Here is a 21542-nt window from a genome sequence, read left to right on the forward strand (position 1 = left end):
TGTCGGAACGACGGTCGCGCAATTGATCTATACGAAGGACAGGGGGCGACATATAATTGTCGTGCAATGTCGTTCAATTGACGTGCCAGAACGACATCAAAGACAATATCAGTCCATCCAGAAGATCAGTCAGGGGCTCAGGTCATGTCGGTTGCGGAACTCCAGTCTATCGTGGATATCGTTGCCGGTCACCCGCAGGGGATTGGCATTGCCGCCATCGAGGCGGCGCTCGTGCGGCGGCTTGGTGCCGCTCCCCATCGCCGAACGCTGCAGCGTCGCCTGCAAAAGCTCGTGCACGATCAGCAGCTGAAAACCGAGGGCGAAAGCATCGCGCTGGTGTATAGGCCAGTTTCTGTGGCGCCCATGTCAGGTATGGCCATCCAGTTTCCCGCAGTCGGCCCCAACAGTTGGTTGTCGCTGGAAGAGCCGTCAGATGAATCTTATATCCCGGTATCGCCCGATGGACAGGCTATCCGGGATCGGATCAGCTTGCCTCTGGTCCGACGCCGCCCTGTCGGTTATCGGCGGGAATTCCTGGATCAGTATCAACCTGGGGTCACCTTTTATTTGCCAGAATCGCTGCGGCGCCAGCTGCACGCCATCGGCCGGACCCCGGCGGACCAGCGTCCGGCCGGCACCTATGCCCGCGATATTCTGGCGCGCCTGCTGGTGGACCTATCATGGGCCTCTTCCCGTCTCGAGGGCAATACCTATAGCCGCCTGGATACGCAGAATCTGATCGAACTAGGCCAGGTTGCGCAAGGCAAGGATGCCTTCGAGACCCAGATGATCCTGAATCACAAGGCTGCAATCGAAATGTTGGTCGAGTCAGCCGATGACATTGGGTTTGATTCCTTCACGTTTCAGAATCTTCATGCAGTTCTGTCGCAGGAACTGCTGGCCGATCCCGATTCATGCGGGCGTCTGCGCCGGCGTCCGGTGGATATTTCCGGCACGGTCTTTCATCCTCTGGCGTTCCCGCAGGTGATTCAGGAATGCTTTACTTTGCTGTTGGCCAAGGCGGCTGCCGTGCCGGATCCGTTCGAACAGGCGTTCTTTCTGATGGTGCAGCTGCCATATCTGCAGCCTTTTGACGATGTCAATAAACGCGTGTCGCGTGTAGGGGCCAATATCCCGCTGATCCGTAATAACTTGTGCCCCTTGTCCTTCATCGATGTGCCGGATCGCGCCTACATCAATGGGACGCTGGGCGTGTACGAACTCAACCAGCCTGCGCTATTGCGAGACGTGTTTGTCTGGGCTTACGAACGTTCCTGTCAGCGGTATCTGGCGATCACTCAGGGGATGGTGGCCCCAGACCCGATCAAGATCAAATACCGGGAATCGTTGATTCAGGCCGTGCAGGATGTCGTCCGATGCCTGCAGGATCCTGTTCCATCGGTTCTGGAAAAGCTGGCCGTCCAGTATGCACCCCCTCAGGATCAGGCTGTGTTTGCGGACATGCTGGGCGATGCCCTGAGCCATCTGCACGAGGGCAGCATTGTGCGGTATCGGCTGCGGCGGGCTGAATTCCTGGCCTGGCAACAGCGGAAAATATGAAGCAGCCCTCCACGTCGCGCCTTGCAAGGCGCTCCGATTCGGCAGGTACGAAATAGTCCATTGGGGCTATTTCGTGTCCTGCCTCATCCATAAAACGTCGGGGGCTTTGGATTCGCGATTCAGGTGGCGGGCCAGCACGAAGCACAGGTCCGATAGCCGGTTCAGGTAGTGCAGGACTGGCGGGTTGACGGACTCTGTGTGGGCCAGGGTGACGACGGACCGCTCCGCGCGGCGGGCGATGGTGCGGGCCATGTGGGCCTGGGCCGCTGCCGGGCAGCCGCCTGGCAGGATGAACTCCTGCAGCGGGCCCAGCCCCGCGTTGTAGTGCGCCAGGGCTTCGTCCAGGCGCAGGATGTGTGCGTCGTTCAGTGCGGTCCAGCCTGGGATGCACAGTTCGCCGCCAAGGTCGAACAGGTCATTCTGGATGCGGCTCAGCAGGGTGTCCACATCTTCGGGCAGATCGTGCGTGCGCCAGACACCGATGGCGCTGTTCAGCTCATCGACGTTACCCAGGGCGGTGATGCGCGGGGCGTCCTTCGGTACCCGGGTTTTGTCGCCCAGGCCGGTGGTGCCGTCGTCCCCGGTGCGGGTGGATACGATGGAAACGCGAATCGACATGATGATCTCCTTGGATGCGTCTGGCGTTCAGTCCTGCGTGGCCAGGCGCTGCAGGGCTTCGCCCGTGACGCGCACCACGCGCCAGTCGTCCAGGATCTCGCCGCCATGGTGCTTGTAGAAATCGATGGCGTTCTGGTTCCAGTCCAGCACGACCCACTCGAAGCGCCCGCAGCCCAGCTCGATCGCCAGCGCTGCCAGGTGCTTGAGCACCCAGCCGCCCAGGCCGCGTCCGCGATGGTCGGGCGAAATATAGACGTCTTCCAGGTACAGCCCGCGACGGTCCAGGAAGCTGGAATAGTTGTGAAACCACATGATGTAGGCGATGGCGGTGCCGGGGGCTTCCTCGGTCGTGATGACCAGGCAGCGCGCGGCCGGCTCGTCGCCAAAGAAGCTGGCGCGCAGGCTGTCATGGGTCGCCTTGAAGATGTCGGTCAGCTTCTCGAAGGTGGCCATTTCGACCATCAGGCTGTGGATGGCCGGGATGTCGGATTCGGTGGCGGGCCGCAGGAGATAGCCGGGAATGGAAGTGGGCAAGGTGTGCTCTGTTTCGCGGTATGCTGGAACTAGCCAGGAGTGTAGCCCATGCGTTTTTCTTACCCGTTCAGTCGTCACCCTGCCGCCGCGTTGCGGGTGGCGTTGTCCCGGTCCTGGCATGGGGGATGGCTGGTGTTGCCGGTCCTGGCGGCGGCGCTGCCCGTCCAGGTGGCGCAGGCCCAGCCGGTCCAGGCTCAGGCCACTGGCCAGGTCGTGCGCATCGACGCGGCAGCCGGCAAGATCGCGATCCGCCATGGCGCCATCGGCAAACTGGATCTACCGGCCATGACGTTGGTGTACCACGTCGCCCCCGCGCTGCTGAAGGGGATCGCGGTCGGGGACCGGGTGGATTTCACAGCCGAACGGACTGGCGGCCAGTATCGATTGACTGAACTGAAAAAAGACTGATCGTGTCGTGAATCCGCCCGGAGGGCGGGGCACAGGACCGCGAAGGGCCCCGGCCGAAGCGCGGGGCCCTGTTGTTTACAGCACGTAGCGGGCCAGATCCTGATTGCCCGCGGCCTCGGACAGTTTGCCATTCACGTAGGCGGCGTCGATCACCACGGTATCGGCGCCCGGGCTGGCCGCCTCGAAGGACAGGTCCTCCAGCAGCTTTTCCATGACGGTATACAGGCGGCGCGCGCCGATGTTCTCGGTGCGTTCGTTGACCTCGAAGGCCAGTTCCGCCAGGCGGCGGATGCCGTCCTCGGTGAAATCCAGCGTGACGTCTTCCGTGGCCATGAGGGCGCTGTACTGCTTGGTCAGCGACGCGTCGGTGGCGCTCAGGATGCGCACGAAGTCCTCGGCGGTCAGGGAATCGAGTTCGACGCGGATGGGAAAGCGCCCCTGCAATTCCGGGATCAGGTCCGACGGACGCGACAGATGGAAGGCCCCCGAGGCGATGAACAGGATGTGGTCGGTGTGCACCATGCCGTATTTGGTGTTGACGCTGGTGCCCTCGACCAGCGGCAGCAGATCGCGTTGCACCCCCTGGCGCGAGACATCCGCCCCGCCGGTTTCCTGGCGGGCGGCGATCTTGTCGATCTCATCCAGGAAGACGATGCCTTGCTGTTCGGCCAGCGTGACAGCCCGGGTGCGGATTTCTTCCTCGTTGACGCGGCGGCCGGCTTCTTCCTCGGTCAGCAGCCGGAAGGCTTCCTTGACCGTGATCTTGCGCGATTTGGTCTTGCCCTGGGACAGGCCGGCGAACATGCCGCGCAGCTGCTCGGTCATTTCCTCCATGCCCGGGGGCGCCATGATTTCCATGTGCGCCGGGGTCTGGGCGACCTCGATGTCGATCATCGTGTCGTCCAGCTTGCCTTCGCGCAGGCGCTTGCGGAACACCTGGCGGGTGTTGTTTTCCTCGCGCTCGGGCTCGCCATGGGCGTTGCGCGGCGGCGGCAGCAGGGCGTCCAGGATGCGGTCCTCGGCGGCGTCCTCGGCCTGGGCGCGCACGCGGCGCATTTCGGTTTCGCGGGTCTGCTTGACGGCCACGTCCACCAGATCGCGCACGATGGTGTCCACGTCGCGGCCGACGTAGCCCACTTCGGTGAATTTGGTGGCTTCGATCTTGATGAAGGGCGCGTTGGCCAGGCGTGCCAGGCGGCGGGCAATTTCAGTTTTGCCCACGCCGGTGGGGCCGATCATCAGGATGTTCTTCGGGACGATTTCGTGGCGCAGCGGCTCGGCCACCTGCTGGCGGCGCCAGCGGTTGCGCAGCGCGACGGCGACGGAACGCTTTGCCTTTTCCTGGCCGACGATGTTCTTGTCCAGTTCCGAGACGATTTCTTTTGGGGTCATGGTGGTGGCGGACATGGCGGGCCTATAGTGTTTCGACAACGTGGTTCTGGTTGGTGTAGATGCACAGGTCTCCGGCGATTTCCAGGGATTTCTTGACGATTTCCGTGGGGGTCATGTCGGTGGAATCCAGCAGGGCGCGGGCAGCCGATTGCGCATAGGCGCCCCCGGATCCGATGGCTGCGATGCCGTGTTCGGGTTCCAGAACGTCGCCGCTGCCCGTGAGGATCAAGGTGTGTTCCTGGTCCGCCACGATCAGCATGGCTTCCAGGCGGCGCAGCACCCGGTCGGTGCGCCAGTCCCGGGTCAGTTCGACCGCGGCGCGCATCAGGTGGCCCTGGTATTTTTCCAGTTTCGATTCGAAGCGTTCCTGCAGGGTGAAGGCGTCGGCCGTCGCCCCGGCAAAGCCCGCCAGCACCTTGTCATGGTACAGGCGGCGGATCTTGCGGGCGGTGCCCTTGATGACGATGTTTCCCAGGGTGACCTGGCCGTCTCCACCCAGGGCGACTTCGTTGCCGCGCCGGACGCAGACGATGGTGGTGGCGTGAAATTGTTCCATGGTGCTCTCTTGAGTCAGAACATTCACATGGGGGTGGCGAGCGGAAAGTTCAAGTGCGATCCGGCGCGCGGGCGAAGAGCGACCCTTGTCGACAGGGGGGTGACAAGGGTCTGGCGGGCCGCGTGGCGGCGGTACGCGGCAAGGGGGAAGCCCTGATCAGTCGCCGTAGAGCTTTTGCCGCATTTCGCGGCGTTCCTGTGCCTCGAGGGACAGGGTGGCCGTGGGGCGTGCCAGCAGGCGGGCGATGCCGATGGGTTCGCCGGTTTCCTCGCACCAGCCATATTCGCCTGAATCGATGCGGGCAATGGACTGCTGGACTTTCTTCAGCAGCTTGCGTTCGCGGTCGCGCGTGCGCAATTCCAGTGCGTGTTCCTCTTCGATGGTGGCGCGGTCGGCCGGATCGGGCACGTACTGCGTTTCACGCAGGTTTTCGGTGGTGGCGCCCGCGTTGGTCAGGATTTCATGTTCGAGCTGATGCAGACGATCGCGAAAGAACGCCAGCTGTGCTTCGTTCATGTAGTCCTGTTCGGGCATCGCCAACAGTTCTTTTTCGGTCAGAAGCTTGGCAGGGGTTTTGGTGCCGGATTTGCTAGCCATGTTGTGTCCTTCCAGATTATGTGCCGGGGCCTGTCGTCCGCATCCCGAAAATACAGCGGGGCAGCGCGGGGCGGGTGGTCAGGCCAAGCATTGTTCGAGCCCCTGAGTGAAGATGTCCTGAGGCAGTTTACGGCCGATGAATACCAGCCGGGTATTCGGTTTTTCACTGGCTTTCCAGGGTTTGCCGGGTTCGGCGCCCATCATCATGTGCACGCCCTGGAACAGCATGCGACGGTTGATGCCCTTGATATACAGGATGCCCTTGTAGCGCAGCAGGTCGGGGCCGTAGACCTGAACGATGCCGCCCAGGAAGTCTTCCAGCCGTTCCGGGTCGAACGCCCGGTTGGAGCGGAAGACAAAGGCACCGATGTCGTCGCTGTGGTGCGCGTGGTGGTGATCGTGCCCGCAGGCGGGGCCGCAGGCGTGGTGGCCGTCCTCGTCATCATGGTCGTGATCGTGGTGATCATGGTCATGACCGTGGTCGTGATCGTGGGCCTCTTCCTCGGCCAGGAATTCCGGATCGATATCCAGGATCGTGTCCAGGTCGAAGCCGCTGACGTCCAGCAGGGTCGTCAGGTCGGTTTCGCCGAAGTGCGCCGGTGTGATCGAAGCGCGCGGGTTGATGCGCACCAGGCGGGCGCGCAGTGCCTCGTAGTCGGCCTCGTTGACCAGGTCCTTTTTAGAAACCAGGATACGGTCGGCAAACCCCACCTGGCGCTGGGCCTCTTCCTGGCGATCCAGCGTGGCCATGCCGTGTTTGGCATCCACCACCGTGATGACGGCGTCGAGCCGGTAGGTCTCGGCGATGTCGTCGTCCATGAAGAAGGTCTGGCACACCGGCCCCGGATTGGCCATGCCGGTGGTTTCGATGATGACGCGATCGAAACGCACCGCGCCATCGTCGCGGCGGGTCGCCAGGTCGTTCAGGGTGCGGATCAGGTCGCCGCGCACCGTGCAGCAGACGCAGCCGTTGCTCAGTTCGATGACCTGCTCGTCGCTGTCCTGCACCAGCAGGTCGTTGTCGATGTTTTCTTCGCCGAATTCATTTTCGATGACGGCGATGCGCTGGCCGTGGAATTCCGTCAGGATGCGGCGCAGCAGCGTGGTTTTGCCCGCCCCTAGAAAACCGGTCAGCACGGTAACGGGGATCATGGAATCGGTGGAGCGGGCAGAATTGGCAGCGTTCATGGTGGACCTCAGTGCGATACGCCATCCCCGTGATGTCGGCCGCCAGAATTCGTTTCCGCAGCCGTAGTCCTTGTCAAGGGGCTTAGGCGATCAGCATGCGATTACATCATAGGCCCGGGTTTAGGGCAAACCTGCCTGCTGGCAGCGTGTGCAGACGGCGCGCAGTTCGGTTTCGTGACCGTCCAGGACGAAACCGGCCTGTGCGACGCAATCCGCCAGCCGCTGGCTGAGCGCGGGGTCGCTGAGTTCGGCGACAGTGCCGCAGCGGGTGCACACGATCAGCAGATCATGGGGGTCGCCGCCCGCGTCTGTGCAGGCGCTCCAGGCGTTGACCGCATCCAGGCGATGGATTAGGCCCTGTTCGGTCAGGAAATCCAGTGCGCGGTACACCGTGGGTGGCGCCGCGCCAGGCTGCGCCGCCCGCAGCGCGTCGAGCAGTTCGTATGCCTTCATGCTGCCCGGGTGCCGCAGCAGAGTCGCCAGCACCAGGCGGCGCAGCGGCGTCAGCCGGGAACCGTGTTGTTCGCAGAGCCGTTCGGCCGTGTGCAGACGCTGGTCGATGGCAGAACCGGAATGGGAATGAGCCTTCTTGTTCATGATGGTTATGTTATAACATAACGAACGTTGAATCCGTATTCCCGGAAATCACCCTGCCTGCAGCGCTCATCATGCCGCGATTTTCCCCATTTTCACGCCCTGATCACTATCGGGGATCTTCCTTGCTGTTGTCGGCGGCCAGCCGCATGCGGCGTGTGGCCTGGGCCATCCTGCTGCTGTGGCTGCTGACGGGATGGGCGTTGCAATGGTGGTGAGCCAAAGCGTGGCGGCCACGTGCTCCGTCCACGGCATTTCCGCGGACGGTCTCCCGCAGGCGGCTCAAGCCGCTCGGGATGCCGACCTTGCCGTCATGCCGGCCATCGAACTGCAGCAGGTCTGGCTGGGATGGCGCGACCGGATCGCGGTGCGCGATGCCTGTGGCACGTTTGCCAGCGGGACTCTCACAGCGCTGGTGGGCCCCAACGGGGCGGGCAAGTCGACCTTGATCAAGGCACTGACGGGGCGCCTGAGTCCCGCTCGCGGGCACATCCGGATCGACCCGGCGCTGGCGCGCAGCCTGGCCTGTCTGCCGCAGTCCGCCGAACTCGACCTCGATTTTCCGATCAGCACCTTCGACCTGGTGGCCCTGGGGGCCTGGCACCGGATGGGCGCCTGGCGTGGGCTGGACACGGAGGGGCGCGACCGGGTCGAGGCGGTCCTGCAGGCCGTGGGCCTGGCGGGGTTCGGCCATCAGTCGGTCAATACGCTCTCGGGCGGCCAATTGCAGCGGGCGCTGTTTGCCAGGCTGATGCTGCGGGATGCCCGGGTGATCTTGCTGGACGAGCCGTTCGCGGCGGTGGACCGGGCGACAACCGAGGATCTGCTGGCGCTGCTGCATCAGTGGCACGAGGAAGGGCGCACCGTGATCGCCGTGCTGCACGATCTGGACATGGTGCGGGCCCATTTTCCGCAGGCGCTGCTGCTGGCGGGGCAGGTCGTGGACTGGGGGCCCACTGACCGGGTGCTCAGTCATGCCAATCTGCATCTGGCCCGTCATTTGTGCGCCGGGGGGCTGTCGTGATCCATCTGTGGGATGTGCTGGTGCAGCCGTTCATCGAGTTCGGTTTCATGCGCCGCGCCCTGGCGGGATCCTGGGCGCTGGCTTTCGCGGCGGGGCCGCTGGGCGTGTTTCTGGTGCTGCGGCGCCTGAGTCTGATGGGCGATGCCATGGCGCATGCCATCCTGCCCGGGGTGGCGGTCGGGTTCCTGACGGCCGGGCTGTCCATGACAGCCATGACGGTGGGCGGGCTGGTGACCGGAGTCGTCGTGGCCTTGCTGGCAGGGATGGTCGCGCGCCTGACTCCCCTGCGTGAAGACGCCAGTTTTGCCGCGTTCTATCTGGTTTCCCTGGGGCTGGGCGTGCTGCTGGTTTCCCTGAAGGGCACCAATCTGGATCTGATCCATGTGCTGTTTGGCACGGTGCTGGGCCTGAGCGAAGCGGCGCTGCTGCTGGTGGCGGCGGTCGCAAGCATCACGTTGCTGGCGCTGGCCGGGATGTTCCGGGTGCTGGTCACCGAGTGCCTGGATCCTCTGTTCCTGAGAACCGAGGGGCGCGCGGGGGCCTGGGCTCACATGGGGTTCCTGCTGCTGCTGGTCCTGAATCTGGTGGCGGGCTTCCAGGTGCTGGGCACACTGATGGTGGTGGGGATCATGATGCTGCCCGCCACGGCGGCGCGGTTCTGGGTGCGTTCGGTGGGCGCCCAGATGGTGTTGGCCGCCGTGCTGGGGGCATGCGCCTCTTACGCCGGCCTGTTGGTGTCCTATTACGCGGATGTGGCGGCGTCGCCCGCCATCATCCTGGCCGCGGGGGTGGCGCATTTCCTGTCGGTCGGTTTCGGGCCTTATGGCGGGCTGTTGCAAACGGCGCGTCAGGCGCGGGCGCGGCGCGCCCGCTTGTTGCAATCCATAGAGGAATGAAGCATGTCGGATGGTTTTCGGGTTAGGCGGGCGGGTCTGTGGGCGGGTATCGGTCTGTGCCTGTGGCTGGCGCTGCAGTCGGCGGCTTTCGCCCAGGCGGCAGCCAGTGGCGCGGTGCCGGCGGCGGGTCGCGAAGACCGGTTGCGCGTGGTGGCCTCGTTCTCCATCCTGGGGGACATGACGCGCGAGGTCGGCGGCGACGACATCCACCTGGATGTCCTGATCGGGCCGATGCGTGAGGCGCATACGTTCGAGCCCAGTCCGCGCGATGCGCGCGCCCTGGGCGCGGCTCAGGTGCTGGTGCTCAATGGCCTTGGGCTGGAAGCCTGGATGCCGCGTTTGCTGGAAGCCTCCGACTTCAAGGGGCGGGAAATCGTGGCATCCCATGGGGTGAAGACCAGGCTGGTCGGGGCGGGTGAAAGCGAGGATGCCGCGCCAGGCACGGTCGATCCGCATGCCTGGCAGGACCTGGCCAATGGCGTGCAGTATGTGCGGAACATCGCCCAGGGCCTGGCGCAGGCCGATCCCACCCATGAGTCGGCCTATCTGGCCCGGGCCGATGCCTATGTCCAGAAGCTGCGTCAGGCCGATGCGCAATGGCGTCAGCAGCTGGCCGCGATCCCCGAGGATCGGCGCGCGCTGGCGACGTCCCATGACGCGTTCGGGTACCTCGGCGCCGCCTATGGCATCCGTATCCTGTCGCTGGTGGGCTTGTCCAGCGAGGCGGAACCATCCGCTCGCGCCATGGCCGACTTGCTCAAGCGGATTCGCGCCGATCACGTTCGGGCGCTATTTTTGGAACAGGGAGGCAATTCCCGGGCGCTGGAGCAGCTTGCCCAGGAAGCCGGCGTGACGATGGGTGGAACGCTGTATGCCGATACGCTGGATCGGCCGGGGCACGAGGCTTCGACTTATCTGGGGATGTTCCGCTGGAACACGCAGCAGTTGATGAAGGCCTTCACGGCATCCGGACATTAATCTTTCGACTTCCGCCTTGCCCGCGGGTGCGCCTGGTCGTAGCTGGCCGCCAGGTGCTGGAAATCCAGCCGCGTATAGATCTGGGTGGTGGCGATGTTGGCATGCCCCAGCAGTTCCTGCACGGCGCGCAGGTCCTGCGACGATTGCAGCAGGTGACTGGCAAAGCTGTGCCGCAGGCTGTGCGGATGCACGTGCAGTTGCAGGCCGACGCGCTGCGCCAGGGCCTGCAACTGCAGCTGCACCACGCGCGGGCTGACGCGCCGGCCCCGAGCACCCAGGAACAGGGCGGCGCGGGTGTCGGGGTCTGGCTCGGGGGGCAGCAGCTGGCTGCGCACGGCCAGCCAGTCCCGGATGGCCTGCGCCGCATGACGCCCCAGCGGGACGGCCCGGGTCTTGCGTCCCTTGCCCTGGACGATGGCTTCCTGTTCGTCCAGCTGGATCCAGCTGTGCGAGGCGTAGCCGGATTCGCGCAGGGGCTGCCAGTCCAGGCCGACCAGTTCGGATAGCCGCAGTCCGCCGGAATACAGAATCTCGAACATGGCCATGTCGCGCTTTTCGATGGGGCTATCGGCAGGCGGCAATTGCGAGCGGTCCAGCAGTGCCTGGGCTTGATCGACGGATAGCGCTTTGGGCAGGCTGCGCGGGATGCGCGGGGCGCGCACCCCATGGGCCGGATTGCAGGTCAGGCCCGCGGCGGGGGCCCGCCATTCGAAATAGGCACGCCAGGCGGAGAGGGTTCGGGCCAGGCTGCGGGGCTGATGACCCTGCGCATGCAGGCGCCCCAGCGCCTGGCGGATGTGCGCTTCACTTATCGCGTCCAGATCCTGGTCGGGAAAGCATTGCCGCAGGGCGCTCAGGTCACGCCGGTAGGCCGCGATCGTGTGCGGCGAGTAGCGCTGCTGGGCGCCAAGCTCGTCGAGCCAGGATTCGATCCGCTGCGCGTCTTCTGTTGACATGGCGATGGATTCCATCCGGTCGATTGGCGATCAGGCCCCGGGCTTGCGTGGATCCGGAACGGGCCGCCAGGGCGCCGTCAGGCGGCTTCCGGGGCCGGCGCCGCCAGCCGGCCCAGCGCTGCGCCGGCCAGGGATGCGATCAGTTCCAGGAATGCCGTGCCTATGTCGGGGGTGAAGCGTTTGGGATCGTCGGCCCCCAGCACCAGCAGGCCGATGGGGTCCTTTCCGGTGAGGGTGCGCAGCGGCAGGATGGCAAGCGATGTGGGCTCGGAAGCCAGCCAGGCGGCGGCTTCCTGACCCTTCAGCGGACCGCAGTAGGGGCGGGGAAGTTCAGCGGTGTAGCGGCGGATTTCGGGGGTGACGTCCTGCGCGAATTCGCTGTCCCGCAGGGCGGGCAGATCCCAGATCCGCAGGGCGATGGCGTTCAGGTCGAACTGATCGGCCAGGCTGCGGATGATGTGGGCCGGGATTTGCAGCGCGTCCGGTTCGGACAGCATCCGGGCGCACCATTGCATCAGTGCGTGGTTGATGCGTTCGTTGCCGCCGGCATTTTGCAGCAGCTGCATCAGGCGCTGTTCGTGTTCTTTGACCCGGCCGCGCAGCGTCATGACCTGACGTTCGCCCAACGAAATCGCGCGGGCCTGGTGCGGGTGCGGCACGCTGAGCGTCGAGAAGACGTCGGCGTGGTCCTCGAAGAACCGGGGGTTCTGGCTCAGGTAATCCGCCACTTCCTGGGCGGTCAGGGCTTCCTGTGTCATGTCGGCGTTCCGTCAGCGGGAGGCGACCAGGGCATCGATATCGACCTGGCCTTGAAAAACCGTGGTGGCCGTGCCCTGCATCCGCAGGGTCTGGCCGTTCCATTCGATCTGCAGCGTACCACCGTGGGTATCGACGCGCACAGGGCTGTCCAGCAGACCCCGCCGGATCCCGGCGACGGCGGCCGCGCAGGCGCCCGTCCCGCAGGCCAGGGTTTCGCCCGCGCCGCGTTCGTAGACCCGCAGGCGGATGTGGTGCCGGTCCACGACCTGCATGAACCCGGCATTGACGCGCTGCGCAAAGCGCCGATGGCTTTCGATGGCCGGGCCGATGCGGCCGACGGGATAGACTTCCGTATCGTCCACCAGCACGACGGCATGAGGGTTCGAGATGGCCACCAGGGAACACCAGATCTCGGATGCCTCGCCGGGCAGGTCCAGGCCGTATAGCGTGTCGCCGCCGTCGGGCCGGGTCGCCAGACCGGTGGCGTCGAAGGCCAGGCGGTCGGGCGTGAACCAGGTGTGCCCCATGTCCACCGTGACCAGGCCGTCGTCGGATTCGTGCAATACGATGAGCCCTGTGGCGATCTCGGCGCGCAGCGGGTTGCGCTTCGACAGTCCCTGTTCATGGACGAAACGCACGAAGCAGCGTGCGCCGTTGCCGCAGTGTTCGACTTCGCTGCCATCGGCGTTGAAGATCCGGTAGCGGAAATCCGCTTCGGGGTCCAGGGGATCTTCGACCAGCAGCACCTGGTCGGCGCCGATGCCGAAATGACGGTCGGCCAGGGCGCGGGCGCGTTCGGGGGTCAGCTGGATGGACTGGCGTACGCCGTCCAGGACGACGAAGTCGTTGCCGGCGCCATGCATTTTGGTGAAGTTCCAGATCATCGAGGCATTATCCCGCAAAAGTCTCAGTAAAAGCCGGCTTCGCCTTCGGGGCGCGTCTTGAAGCGCCGGTGGACCCAATAATATTGGGCGGGGTCGGGGCGGACATTGTCTTCGATGAACGCGTTCAGACGGGCGGTGGCGGCTTCGGGGGTGTCGTTCCCCGGGAAATGATCGACGGGCGGATGCACGGTGACCTGGTAGCGGCCGGTATCGGGATCCAGGCGGCTGATGATCGGCACCACGACGGCATCCTGCGATGACGCGATCTGGGCGGCCGACAGCAGGGTGGCGGCCGGCACGCCGAAAAACGGGATGAAGGCGCTGCCGTGCCGGCCGAAGTCCATGTCGGGCAGGTAATACACCGGAATGCTGCGACGCAGCAAACGGATCATGCCGCGCACGCCGTCGTGGCGGCTGATCAGGTGCACCTGATTGAAGCGCCCGCGCCCCAGGCGGACGATCTCGTCGACATCGGCGTCGCTTTGCCGGGTATAGATCGTCGCGGATTCCTTCAGGAACAGGGTCAGGCGGGTGGCTGCGGCATCCAGACCGATGAAGTGCGGCGCGAACAACAGGATGCGCCGCCCCTGGTCCAGCAGGGCCTGCAGATGATGTTCGCCTTGCAGCTCGATGGTATCCAGGATGCGCTGCCGGTCGCCGAACCAGCACAGGCCGCGATCGATGAAGGACTGGGCCAGCAGATGGAAGTGCCGGCGCGCCATGGCGTCCCGTTCGACCTGATTCAGGTCCGGGAAGCAGTGCGCCAGATTCACCCGGACGACGTGGGCGCGGGACTTCAGCAGGCGCGGCACCAGCCAGCCCAGCGCGCGCCCCCAGCGCAGACGGGTGCGGGTGGGGCAGCGGCCGAAATAGCCCAGCACGGCCCGCAGCAAGGGTTTTTTATCGAAAGCCATGAGCCTCATCCGGGTGCGGTGGTGCATCGTTCGGCCGTTTGTAGCGGTTGTAGCTCCACAGGTATTGTTCCGGAAAGCGACGGATCAAGGTTTCCATGGCCTGATTGATGGTCAGGGCCAGGGCTTCGGGGGTGTCCGGCAGGGGCTCGGGCAGACGCAGGTAGTGCATGCGCCAGCCGTGTCCGTGCGGCAGGCGTTCTCCGGCGGTCAGGATGACCGCCACGCCCGTCTGCAGCGCCAGCCGGGCCGCCAGGGTCATCGTCAGCGCATATTCGCCGAAAAAGGGCAGCCACAGCCCGTCGCCTTCGCGCGGCACCTGGTCCGGCAGCATGCCCACGGCCTCGCCGCGCTTCAGGGCGCGCACGAACTCGCGCACACCGTGACGGTTGGCCGGCACGGCGCGCAGGTTGCGCATGTCGCGGGCGGACTCGACGATGGGGTCCAGATGGCGGCTGCGCGAGGGCCGGAACATCACGGTCAGCGGGCCATACTGGGTCAGATGGCGGGCCGTGATCTCGAAGCACCCCAGGTGTGGGGTCAGGTACAGCACCCCGCGCCCTTCGGCCAATGCATCCTGGACGATGGCTTCCTGGTCGCCGCGGGTGATCGCCAGACATTGCGAGGTGCGCCACCAGACTTTGGGGATCTCCAGGATCATGGCGCCGGATTCGGCGGCGGCGCGGCGTGCGAAGGCCGGACTGTCATAGCCTGCGCGGCGCGCATTGGCGCGCAGGCGGCGGCGATAGCGGCCCGGAAAGGCATAGACGATCAAGCCAATCAACCGTCCCAGCGATTGAAGCCAGGAAAGCGGCAGACAGGCCAGCAAACGGACGATAAACAACAACATGCGCGGTGAAATGTCCCTGTTGGTCAAAAAGGTTTCAGCAGGCGAAGGCTATTTTCGCTTAAAATTCCAGCGATCGCTGAGTTAACCCGACAACTTGCGGAGCGATCCCCACCCCGGCAACGGCGTGGTTTAAACCGCTAAAGCGTCGCGCCCCGATACATCCAGAGGTGCAACGCGTTTCGTTCAACCTCGCACCGGTCGGTCCGGTGCTTATACAGGACGTATCGCTGTGGCAAACAACGATTTTCTCTTTACCTCGGAATCCGTTTCCGAAGGCCATCCCGACAAGGTCGCCGACCAGATCTCCGACGCCATCCTCGACGCTTTGCTCGAACAGGATCCCAATTCGCGCGTGGCGGCCGAAACCCTGTGCAACACCGGTCTGGTCGTGCTGGCCGGCGAAATCACCTCGCGCGCCAATGTGGACTACATCCAGGTCGCGCGCGACACGATCCGCCGCATCGGCTACGACAACACGGAATACGGCATCGACTACAAGGGTTGCGCGGTGCTGGTCGCCTATGACAAGCAGTCGCCCGACATCGCGCAGGGCGTGGACCGCACCCCCGAAGAAATCCTGAACCAGGGCGCCGGCGACCAGGGGCTGATGTTCGGCTATGCCTGCGACGAAACTCCGGATCTGATGCCGGCACCGATCTGGTACGCCCACCGTATCGTGCAGCGCCAGGCCGAACTGCGCAAGGACGGCCGCCTGCCCTGGCTGCGCCCGGATGCCAAATCCCAGGTCACGTTCCGCTACCTGGACGGCAAGCCGGCCGAAGTCGACACCGTGGTGCTGTCCACGCAGCATCACCCCGACATTTCCCAGGCCGACATCCGCGAGGCCGCCATCGAGCACATCATCCGCCCGGTGTTCGCCCCGGGCCTGCTGACCGATCGCACCAAATTCCTGGTCAACCCCACCGGCAAGTTCGTGGTCGGCGGCCCGCAAGGCGATTGCGGCCTGACGGGGCGCAAGATCATCGTCGATACCTACGGCGGCGCCTGCCCGCACGGCGGCGGCGCGTTCTCGGGCAAAGATCCGTCCAAGGTCGACCGTTCCGCCGCCTATGCGGCGCGCTACGTGGCCAAAAACATCGTGGCCGCCGGTCTGGCGCGCCAGTGCCAGGTGCAGGTCAGCTACGCCATCGGCGTGGCCGAACCCATCAACATCACGGTCTACACCGAAGGCACCGGCGTGATCCCCGACGAGCAGATCGCCCGCTTGGTGCGCGAACACTTCGACCTGCGTCCGCGCGGCATCATCGAAATGCTCGACCTGCTGCGCCCGATCTACTCGAAATCCGCCGCCTATGGCCATTTCGGTCGCAGCGAACCGGAATTCAGCTGGGAAGCCGTCGACAAGGTCCAGGTGCTGAAGGCGGCTGCCTGATCCTGCGCCGGTCGCCCGCACGTCGCTGCGGGCTGATCACGCGCCGCGATTGTCACTCGCAAAAGACAAGCCCCAACGGGTGTTCCCATTGGGGCTTGTCTTTTGCGATCGGCAGGCATGGATTTGTCTTTGGCTTAGCCGATCGCCCGGCCGTTGTGTGACGGTCTCATGGGTCTCATAGGGGGTATCCCCAGGCTGTTCTGCATCCGAAATTGGATACAATCTTGAATATCAAACAAAGGGGTGAATCTATCACGCCCGTTGTCATCCAGTGCGGAGGTCGTGTGTCAGAGAGCGCATTTCAGTCGGTCGATGTGGCCGTGATCGGTGCAGGCAGCGTCGGTATCGCGGTCGCCTACTACCTGGCCACCGAAGAGGGGGTCGGAAGCGTGGCGCTGATCGACCCGCTCGATCCGATGAGCCTGACGTCTGCCCAGTCCGGGGAAAACTACAGAAACTGGTGGCCGCACCCGGTCATGACGGCGTTCACCGATCATTCGATCACGCTCATGGAAGACCTCGACCAGCGCAGCGGCGGACGTCTGAACATGACCCGTGGCGGGTATGCTCTGGTGACGCGCCGGCGCAACCCGCAAGACCTGATTGCCGACCTGTATCGTGGTTATGCGCAATCGGATGCGCCCATCCGCATACACGACCATATTTCATCGCGCTATGCGCCACCCTGCCGCGCTCCCTGGCAGGACGCCCCCGGCGGAGTCGATGTGCTGCTCGACGCGGCGATCATCCGCAAGGCTTTTCCCTCGTATGCACAGGACGTCGCTACGGTGCTTCATATCCGCCGTGCAGGCTCCATCAGCGCTCAGCAGATGGGGCAGCTCATGCTCGAGCGCCTGCGGGCGCAGGGCGGGCGGTTGATCCGGGCACGGGTGCAGGCGATTGCGCGCGATGCGCGATACCGCCTCGATCTGGAGGGACCTCACGGGCACAGCACGCTGGCTGCCGATCGTGTGGTGAATGCGGCCGGGCCGTATCTTCAAGACGTGGGGCGGATGCTGGGGGTCGATCTGCCCGTGAGTTCGGTTTTTCAGCAGAAGATCGCCTTCGAAGACCGTGAGGCGGCTATCCCGCGTGACATGCCCTTTACGATCGATCTCGATGGTCAGGCCTTGTACTGGGAGGATGAAGATCGTGCCTTGCTGGCCTCCGATCCTGCCACGCGCCACCTGACCGAGCCGATGCCGGGTGGCATCCATTGCCGCCCCGATGGCGCGCGGGATGGCAAGTGGATCAAATTGGGCTGGGCCTACAACCAGACTGCCAGCGACCCGCATGCCCCGGATCCGATCGACGCGCAGTTTCCCGACACCGTGTTGCGGGGTGCCAGCCGCCTGCATCGAGGGCTGATGGCCTATATCGGACGGCTGCCTCGGGGTGTCCACCATTATGGCGGGTACTACACCATGACCGAGGAAAACTGGCCCTTGATCGGTCCGCTGGACGGGCAGGGGGCCTTTGTCGCCGGGGCCTTGTCCGGGTATGGCTCAATGGGGGCCTGCGCGGCGGGGGCCTTGTGCGCCCGGTGGGTCACTGGCCGGCCGTTGCCGGATTTCGCCGCGCCGCTGAGCCTGGCGCGCCGGACCGACGGCGCGCTGATGGCCGAGCTGACCCGGGCGGCCAAGGGTAGCCTGTAGCCCTCGTTGAGGCAGGCACGGGTTTCTGTCTTTGCGGCGTTTTTGATCATGAGGCGGTCTGTATGTCAGATGCTGAACCAGTGTCTCAAAGAATCGTCAGGGCCTTGCGCCATGACATCCTGAATGGCGTTCTGCCCCCCGGCCTGCAGATCCGGCAGGAAGCACTGGCCGACCAGTATGGCGTCAGCCGAGTACCGGTGCGCGAGGCGCTGCGCCAGCTCGAGGCCGAGGGGCTGGTAGCCTCCGAGCTGCATCGCGGCGCTTTCGTCTCGTCACGCAGCCTCGAAGAACTCGAAGAGATGCTCGACATCCGCATTGCGCTCGAAGTGCGGGCACTGAAACTTGCCGTGCCGAACATGACGCCCGCTGTCGTCGCCGAGGCTGAGGCCGTGCTGGCGCAATATGATGGCAGCGAGAACCCCGAAGAGTGGCGCGACCTCAATATGCGCTTTCATATGACGCTTTATCGGCCCTGCGGCAGGCAGCGGCTGCTGAAGATGATCGAAGACACGGTGCTGGCCAATCACCGCTTCTTGCGCACCTATATCTCCGTCACGGTGGGGCGCGCTGGTCCACAAGCCGATCACCATCGCATTTTGCAAGCGTGCGCGGCACACGATGTCAACCGGGCTGTGCGCCTGCTCGAGGCGCATATCGAGAAGACGCGCGATAGGCTGCGCCGCAAAGAGCAAGAACTACCGCGGCGCAATTAGCCTCGTCGGTGCCCGGCGAGGCACCAGGCTTTTTGCGCTTATCCCCCAAGAGACGAGTCATGACAGGAGACAACCATGCATAAAGTGCTCACGGCCATTCTGGCCTCAGGTTTTGCGATCGCGCTGGTCGCGGCGCCAGCCCAGAGTCAGCCACTTGATGGCACATTGGCAAAAATCAAGCAGCTGGACGAAATTTCCCTGGGCTATCGGGATGTCTCGGTGCCATTTTCCTATCTGGATGACCGGCCCAAACCCGTGGGGTTTGCCATGGATCTCTGCCACAAGGTGGCCGATGCCGTCAAAACGCGGCTCAAGCTGCCCACGCTGCGCATCAAGCTTGTGCCCATTCAGCTCAGTAACCAGATTCCGCTCATACAGAACGGCACCATCGATCTCGTGTGCGGGCCTGCAACCAACACCCTCGAACGAGAAAAGGTGGTGGCGTTCAGCGACACCATCTTTGTGTCCAGCATCCGGGCCGTCGTGCGACGTGATGGCCCTGTCAAGACACTCAAAGACCTGAACGGCAAGGCCATTGCCCTGACGTCGGCGTCCACGTCGATTGCCTTGTTGAATGCCTATGAAAAGGCACATGACATGAAGACGGTGCGGGTACTCAGCGCCGATCATGCCGGGTCGTTCCTGGCCCTCACGACGGGCCGTGCCGATGCGTTTGTCATGGATGATATTTTGCTGGCCAGCATGGTGGCCAACAGTCAGGATCCACAGCAATGGCGTTTGCTTGATGAGGCCTTGCGTGTCGAACCTTACGGCCTGATCCTTCGCAAGAACGACCCGGAATTCAAGGCATTGGTCGACCATACCCTGGTTGGCCTGATGCGGTCTGGTGAGTTCCAGGCTCTTTACGGCAAATGGTTCACCCAACCGATTCCGCCCAAAGGCCTGAACCTGAATTTCCCGATGACACAACCCTTGAAGGATGCGATTGCCCATCCCAATGACAAGGGGGTGTGAACGGGTCGGCACGCCATGAGACCCGGGTGATGCCGCTCTATCGTCTGTCACACACGAAACGCGCAGCCGCACACTGCGCGTTTCGTTCGGGTAATTCCGCATGAAAATTTATTTTCATAAGATATAGAATAATGTAAATAAATTATCTTCGTGGAATTGGGCCTTCCCATGGGACTTCGCGCCGCCGATCCAGCCAGCCAGCCTCCCGATACGCGCAGCATCGCGCGTCGCATCGCCGATGCCATGTCGTCGTTCAGTGAATCGCAGCGGCGGCTGGCGGATTACGCGCTGGCGCATCCGCTGAAGGTCGCCATGATGTCCATCGACGAATTCGCCCGAGAATGCGGGGTGTCGGTGGCCACAGCCAACCGTTTCGCCCGCGCCTTGGGCGTGCCCGGTTATCCCCAGTTCCGCATCGAACTGGCGCGCGGCTTCGAAGAAGCCCTCGAACCGGTGGAGCGTCTGCGGCTCAAGCAGGGGCAGGCCGAAACCGCGGTGGACGTGTTTGCCGCCTCCCTGTACGAAGACCAGCGCAATTCCGAATTGACCCGTCAGTCCCTCAGTGCCGATCAGTGCGCGCGCGCGGTCCAGGCCGTGTTGAAGGCCGAACGGGTCTTCATCATCGGTTTTGGTTCCAGCGGGTTTCTGGCGGGCCTGTTGCAGCGAGGCCTGAGCCTGCACTGCGACATGGTCGAGTCGCTGGCCGGACCGGGCGGGGTATCGCATGCCGCACGCCAGCTTGCGCGCCTGCGGCCTGGCGACCTTGTGATCGCGCTCTCGTTTCCCCGCTACCTCGTCGATACCATCACGCTGGCCAATGCCGCCCGGAAATCCAAGGCAACCCTGCTGGCCATGACGGACCGGACAGATTCTCCGCTGGGATCGATCGCGGATATCTGCCTGTGCGCCCATAGCGGGCGTCAGTTGTTGTCGAATTCGGAAACCGCGGTGCTGGGACTCATCGAAGCCCTGACGGCCGCCGTGGCACATCAGTCCAAAAATTCCCTGTCCACCGCCGCGTTGCTGACCGAGTCGGTCATGCCGTGGCTCACGCACGGGAAACAGTCCGAGGAAACAGGATCATGATTCAACCGGTATTGGCCATTCATGGCGGTGCGGGCGCCATCACGCGCGCGCAGATCACGCCGGAAAAGCAGCAGGCTTACGAAGATGCGCTGCGTTCGGTCCTGCGCGGCGGCACCCGGGTGCTGGCCGAGGGCGGCTCCGCACTCGATGCCGTGACCGAGGCCGTGCGCCTGCTCGAGGAATGCCCGCTTTTCAATGCGGGACACGGATCCGTGTTCACCCGCGATGAAACCCATGAACTGGATGCCGCCATCATGGATGGACGCACCCGGGCCTGTGGTGCGGTCGCCAACGTGACGACGATCCGCAATCCGGTGCTGGCGGCGCGCGCCGTGATGGAACGCAGCCCGCATGTGCTGTTCGTGGCGGCGGGTGCCGAGGCCTTCGCTCGCGCGCAGGGTCTGGAGTGTGTGGATCCGTCCTTCTTTTCCACGCCCGCGCGGCGGGAACAGCTGCGCGCCGCGCAGCGCACGGGGCAGGAATCCATCGTGCTGGACCATGACGCGGCCCGGCTGGCGGCGGATCGGAAAGCCCCCCTGGATGAAAGCCGCAAGATGGGCACGGTCGGGGCTGTCGCCCTGGATCGTGACGGCAATCTGGCGTCGGCGACATCCACGGGCGGCCTGACCAACAAATGGCCCGGGCGCGTGGGCGATACGCCGATCGTGGGCGCCGGCTGCTATGCCAGCAACGCAAGCTGCGCAGTGGCGACGACCGGGAAGGGGGAGTCCTTCATCCGGGCCGTGGCGGCCTACGACATCGCCGCGCTCATGGAATATGCCGGATTGTCGCTGGAAGAGGCCAGCCATAAGGTGGTGTTCGAGAAGCTGCCGCTTCTGGACGGCGCCGGTGGTCTGGTCGCCGTGGATGCCCAGGGCCATGTGGCGATGCCCTTCAATACCGAAGGCATGTATCGCGGCAGCCAGGTGGTGGGCCAGGCGCCCGAAGTCGCCATCTATCGATGAAGAGCAGGTCCCGCCGTATCGCCGGTCCGGGCCATTTTTGATGAGTGAAT

24 protein-coding genes are annotated in these 21542 nt (G+C 64.3%); 12 read left to right on the forward strand and 12 right to left on the reverse strand.

The features are described from left to right. Positions 1-144: 144 nt before the first annotated feature. Complete coding sequence (locus ABCV34_RS13390) at positions 145-1560, forward strand: Fic family protein (RefSeq protein ID WP_345796714.1); 1416 nt, start codon at positions 145-147, stop codon at positions 1558-1560. Between the two features lie 66 nt (positions 1561-1626). Here ABCV34_RS13390 and ABCV34_RS13395 read toward each other — a convergent pair whose 3' ends face one another. Together ABCV34_RS13395 and ABCV34_RS13400 are read right to left on the reverse strand one after the other, a co-directional pair. Continuing rightward, positions 1627-2178, reverse strand: coding sequence for a cob(I)yrinic acid a,c-diamide adenosyltransferase (locus ABCV34_RS13395; RefSeq protein ID WP_345796715.1), 552 nt, complete (start codon positions 2176-2178; stop codon positions 1627-1629). A 27-nt stretch (positions 2179-2205) separates the two neighbouring features. After that, on the reverse strand, positions 2206-2712 hold the full coding sequence (locus ABCV34_RS13400; RefSeq protein ID WP_345796716.1) for a GNAT family N-acetyltransferase: 507 nt from the start codon (positions 2710-2712) through the stop codon (positions 2206-2208). A 48-nt stretch (positions 2713-2760) separates the two neighbouring features. Here ABCV34_RS13400 and ABCV34_RS13405 point away from each other — a divergent pair, with 48 nt between their 5' ends. After that, positions 2761-3120: a copper-binding protein gene (locus ABCV34_RS13405; protein WP_345796717.1), complete on the forward strand. Its 360-nt coding sequence runs from the start codon at positions 2761-2763 to the stop codon at positions 3118-3120. A gap of 75 nt (positions 3121-3195) precedes the next feature. Here ABCV34_RS13405 and hslU read toward each other — a convergent pair whose 3' ends face one another. The 5 genes from hslU to ABCV34_RS13430 form a co-directional block, all read right to left on the reverse strand. After that, positions 3196-4527 carry an ATP-dependent protease ATPase subunit HslU gene (gene hslU, locus ABCV34_RS13410; protein ID WP_345796718.1) on the reverse strand — a complete coding sequence of 444 codons (1332 nt, stop codon included), beginning with the start codon at positions 4525-4527 and terminating at the stop codon, positions 3196-3198. 7 nt (positions 4528-4534) lie between these two features. After that, on the reverse strand, positions 4535-5068 hold the full coding sequence (gene hslV / locus ABCV34_RS13415; RefSeq protein ID WP_345796719.1) for an ATP-dependent protease subunit HslV: 534 nt from the start codon (positions 5066-5068) through the stop codon (positions 4535-4537). A 156-nt stretch (positions 5069-5224) separates the two neighbouring features. Next, entirely contained in the window at positions 5225-5665 is a 441-nt protein-coding gene (gene dksA / locus ABCV34_RS13420; RefSeq protein ID WP_345796720.1) for an RNA polymerase-binding protein DksA, read from the reverse strand. Between the two features lie 78 nt (positions 5666-5743). Continuing rightward, positions 5744-6853, reverse strand: a complete 1110-nt coding sequence (locus tag ABCV34_RS13425; protein WP_345796721.1) for a GTP-binding protein — start codon at positions 6851-6853, stop codon at positions 5744-5746. A 120-nt stretch (positions 6854-6973) separates the two neighbouring features. Beyond that, complete coding sequence (locus ABCV34_RS13430) at positions 6974-7450, reverse strand: Fur family transcriptional regulator (protein WP_345796722.1); 477 nt, start codon at positions 7448-7450, stop codon at positions 6974-6976. A 71-nt stretch (positions 7451-7521) separates the two neighbouring features. On the opposite strand from ABCV34_RS13430, the gene ABCV34_RS13435 reads away from it, so the two are divergent. The 4 genes from ABCV34_RS13435 to ABCV34_RS13450 are packed head-to-tail and all read left to right on the forward strand — an operon-like array spanning position 7522 to position 10345. Continuing rightward, positions 7522-7665 (forward strand): hypothetical protein, encoded by a 144-nt coding sequence (locus ABCV34_RS13435; protein ID WP_345796723.1) that lies wholly within the window; start codon positions 7522-7524, stop codon positions 7663-7665. Next, on the forward strand, positions 7662-8471 hold the full coding sequence (locus ABCV34_RS13440; protein ID WP_345796724.1) for an ABC transporter ATP-binding protein: 810 nt from the start codon (positions 7662-7664) through the stop codon (positions 8469-8471). The genes ABCV34_RS13435 and ABCV34_RS13440 overlap by 4 nt, the downstream gene beginning before the upstream one ends. 47 nt (positions 8472-8518) lie before the next feature. Continuing rightward, the gene (locus tag ABCV34_RS13445; RefSeq protein ID WP_345798784.1) at positions 8519-9367 is read left to right on the forward strand and encodes a metal ABC transporter permease; all 849 of its coding nucleotides are present in this window, start codon (positions 8519-8521) and stop codon (positions 9365-9367) included. A gap of 3 nt (positions 9368-9370) precedes the next feature. Beyond that, positions 9371-10345: a zinc ABC transporter substrate-binding protein gene (locus tag ABCV34_RS13450; RefSeq protein WP_345796725.1), complete on the forward strand. Its 975-nt coding sequence runs from the start codon at positions 9371-9373 to the stop codon at positions 10343-10345. On the opposite strand, the gene xerC is transcribed toward ABCV34_RS13450, so the two are convergent. The 5 genes from xerC to ABCV34_RS13475 form a co-directional block, all read right to left on the reverse strand. Continuing rightward, on the reverse strand, positions 10342-11301 hold the full coding sequence (gene xerC / locus ABCV34_RS13455; RefSeq protein ID WP_345796726.1) for a tyrosine recombinase XerC: 960 nt from the start codon (positions 11299-11301) through the stop codon (positions 10342-10344). The two genes, ABCV34_RS13450 and xerC, sit on opposite strands and share 4 nt — an antisense overlap. Positions 11302-11378: 77 nt before the next feature. Then, the gene (locus ABCV34_RS13460) at positions 11379-12059 is read right to left on the reverse strand and encodes a DUF484 family protein (RefSeq protein WP_345796727.1); all 681 of its coding nucleotides are present in this window, start codon (positions 12057-12059) and stop codon (positions 11379-11381) included. A 12-nt stretch (positions 12060-12071) separates the two neighbouring features. Continuing rightward, positions 12072-12962 carry a diaminopimelate epimerase gene (dapF, locus tag ABCV34_RS13465; protein WP_345796728.1) on the reverse strand — a complete coding sequence of 297 codons (891 nt, stop codon included), beginning with the start codon at positions 12960-12962 and terminating at the stop codon, positions 12072-12074. 5 nt (positions 12963-12967) lie between these two features. Continuing rightward, the gene (locus ABCV34_RS13470; protein ID WP_345796729.1) at positions 12968-13858 is read right to left on the reverse strand and encodes a lysophospholipid acyltransferase family protein; all 891 of its coding nucleotides are present in this window, start codon (positions 13856-13858) and stop codon (positions 12968-12970) included. Further along, entirely contained in the window at positions 13845-14705 is an 861-nt protein-coding gene (locus ABCV34_RS13475; RefSeq protein ID WP_345796730.1) for a lysophospholipid acyltransferase family protein, read from the reverse strand. Before ABCV34_RS13475 ends, ABCV34_RS13470 begins: the two co-directional genes overlap by 14 nt. A gap of 229 nt (positions 14706-14934) precedes the next feature. On the opposite strand from ABCV34_RS13475, the gene metK reads away from it, so the two are divergent. From metK to ABCV34_RS13505, 6 genes are all read left to right on the forward strand, one after another. Next, the gene (gene metK / locus ABCV34_RS13480; protein WP_345796731.1) at positions 14935-16098 is read left to right on the forward strand and encodes a methionine adenosyltransferase; all 1164 of its coding nucleotides are present in this window, start codon (positions 14935-14937) and stop codon (positions 16096-16098) included. A gap of 284 nt (positions 16099-16382) precedes the next feature. After that, complete coding sequence (locus tag ABCV34_RS13485; protein ID WP_345796732.1) at positions 16383-17753, forward strand: FAD-dependent oxidoreductase; 1371 nt, start codon at positions 16383-16385, stop codon at positions 17751-17753. A 104-nt stretch (positions 17754-17857) separates the two neighbouring features. Next, positions 17858-18466: a GntR family transcriptional regulator gene (locus ABCV34_RS13490; protein ID WP_345796733.1), complete on the forward strand. Its 609-nt coding sequence runs from the start codon at positions 17858-17860 to the stop codon at positions 18464-18466. A 75-nt stretch (positions 18467-18541) separates the two neighbouring features. Continuing rightward, positions 18542-19441, forward strand: a complete 900-nt coding sequence (locus ABCV34_RS13495) for a transporter substrate-binding domain-containing protein (RefSeq protein WP_345796734.1) — start codon at positions 18542-18544, stop codon at positions 19439-19441. Between the two features lie 168 nt (positions 19442-19609). Next, on the forward strand, positions 19610-20527 hold the full coding sequence (locus ABCV34_RS13500) for a MurR/RpiR family transcriptional regulator (RefSeq protein ID WP_345796735.1): 918 nt from the start codon (positions 19610-19612) through the stop codon (positions 20525-20527). Next, positions 20524-21492, forward strand: a complete 969-nt coding sequence (locus tag ABCV34_RS13505) for an isoaspartyl peptidase/L-asparaginase (protein ID WP_345796736.1) — start codon at positions 20524-20526, stop codon at positions 21490-21492. The genes ABCV34_RS13500 and ABCV34_RS13505 overlap by 4 nt, the downstream gene beginning before the upstream one ends. The last annotated feature ends 50 nt before the right edge of the window (positions 21493-21542 follow it).

It is taken from the genome of Castellaniella sp. MT123 (assembly GCF_039614765.1).
GTDB lineage: Bacteria > Pseudomonadota > Gammaproteobacteria > Burkholderiales > Burkholderiaceae_B > Castellaniella.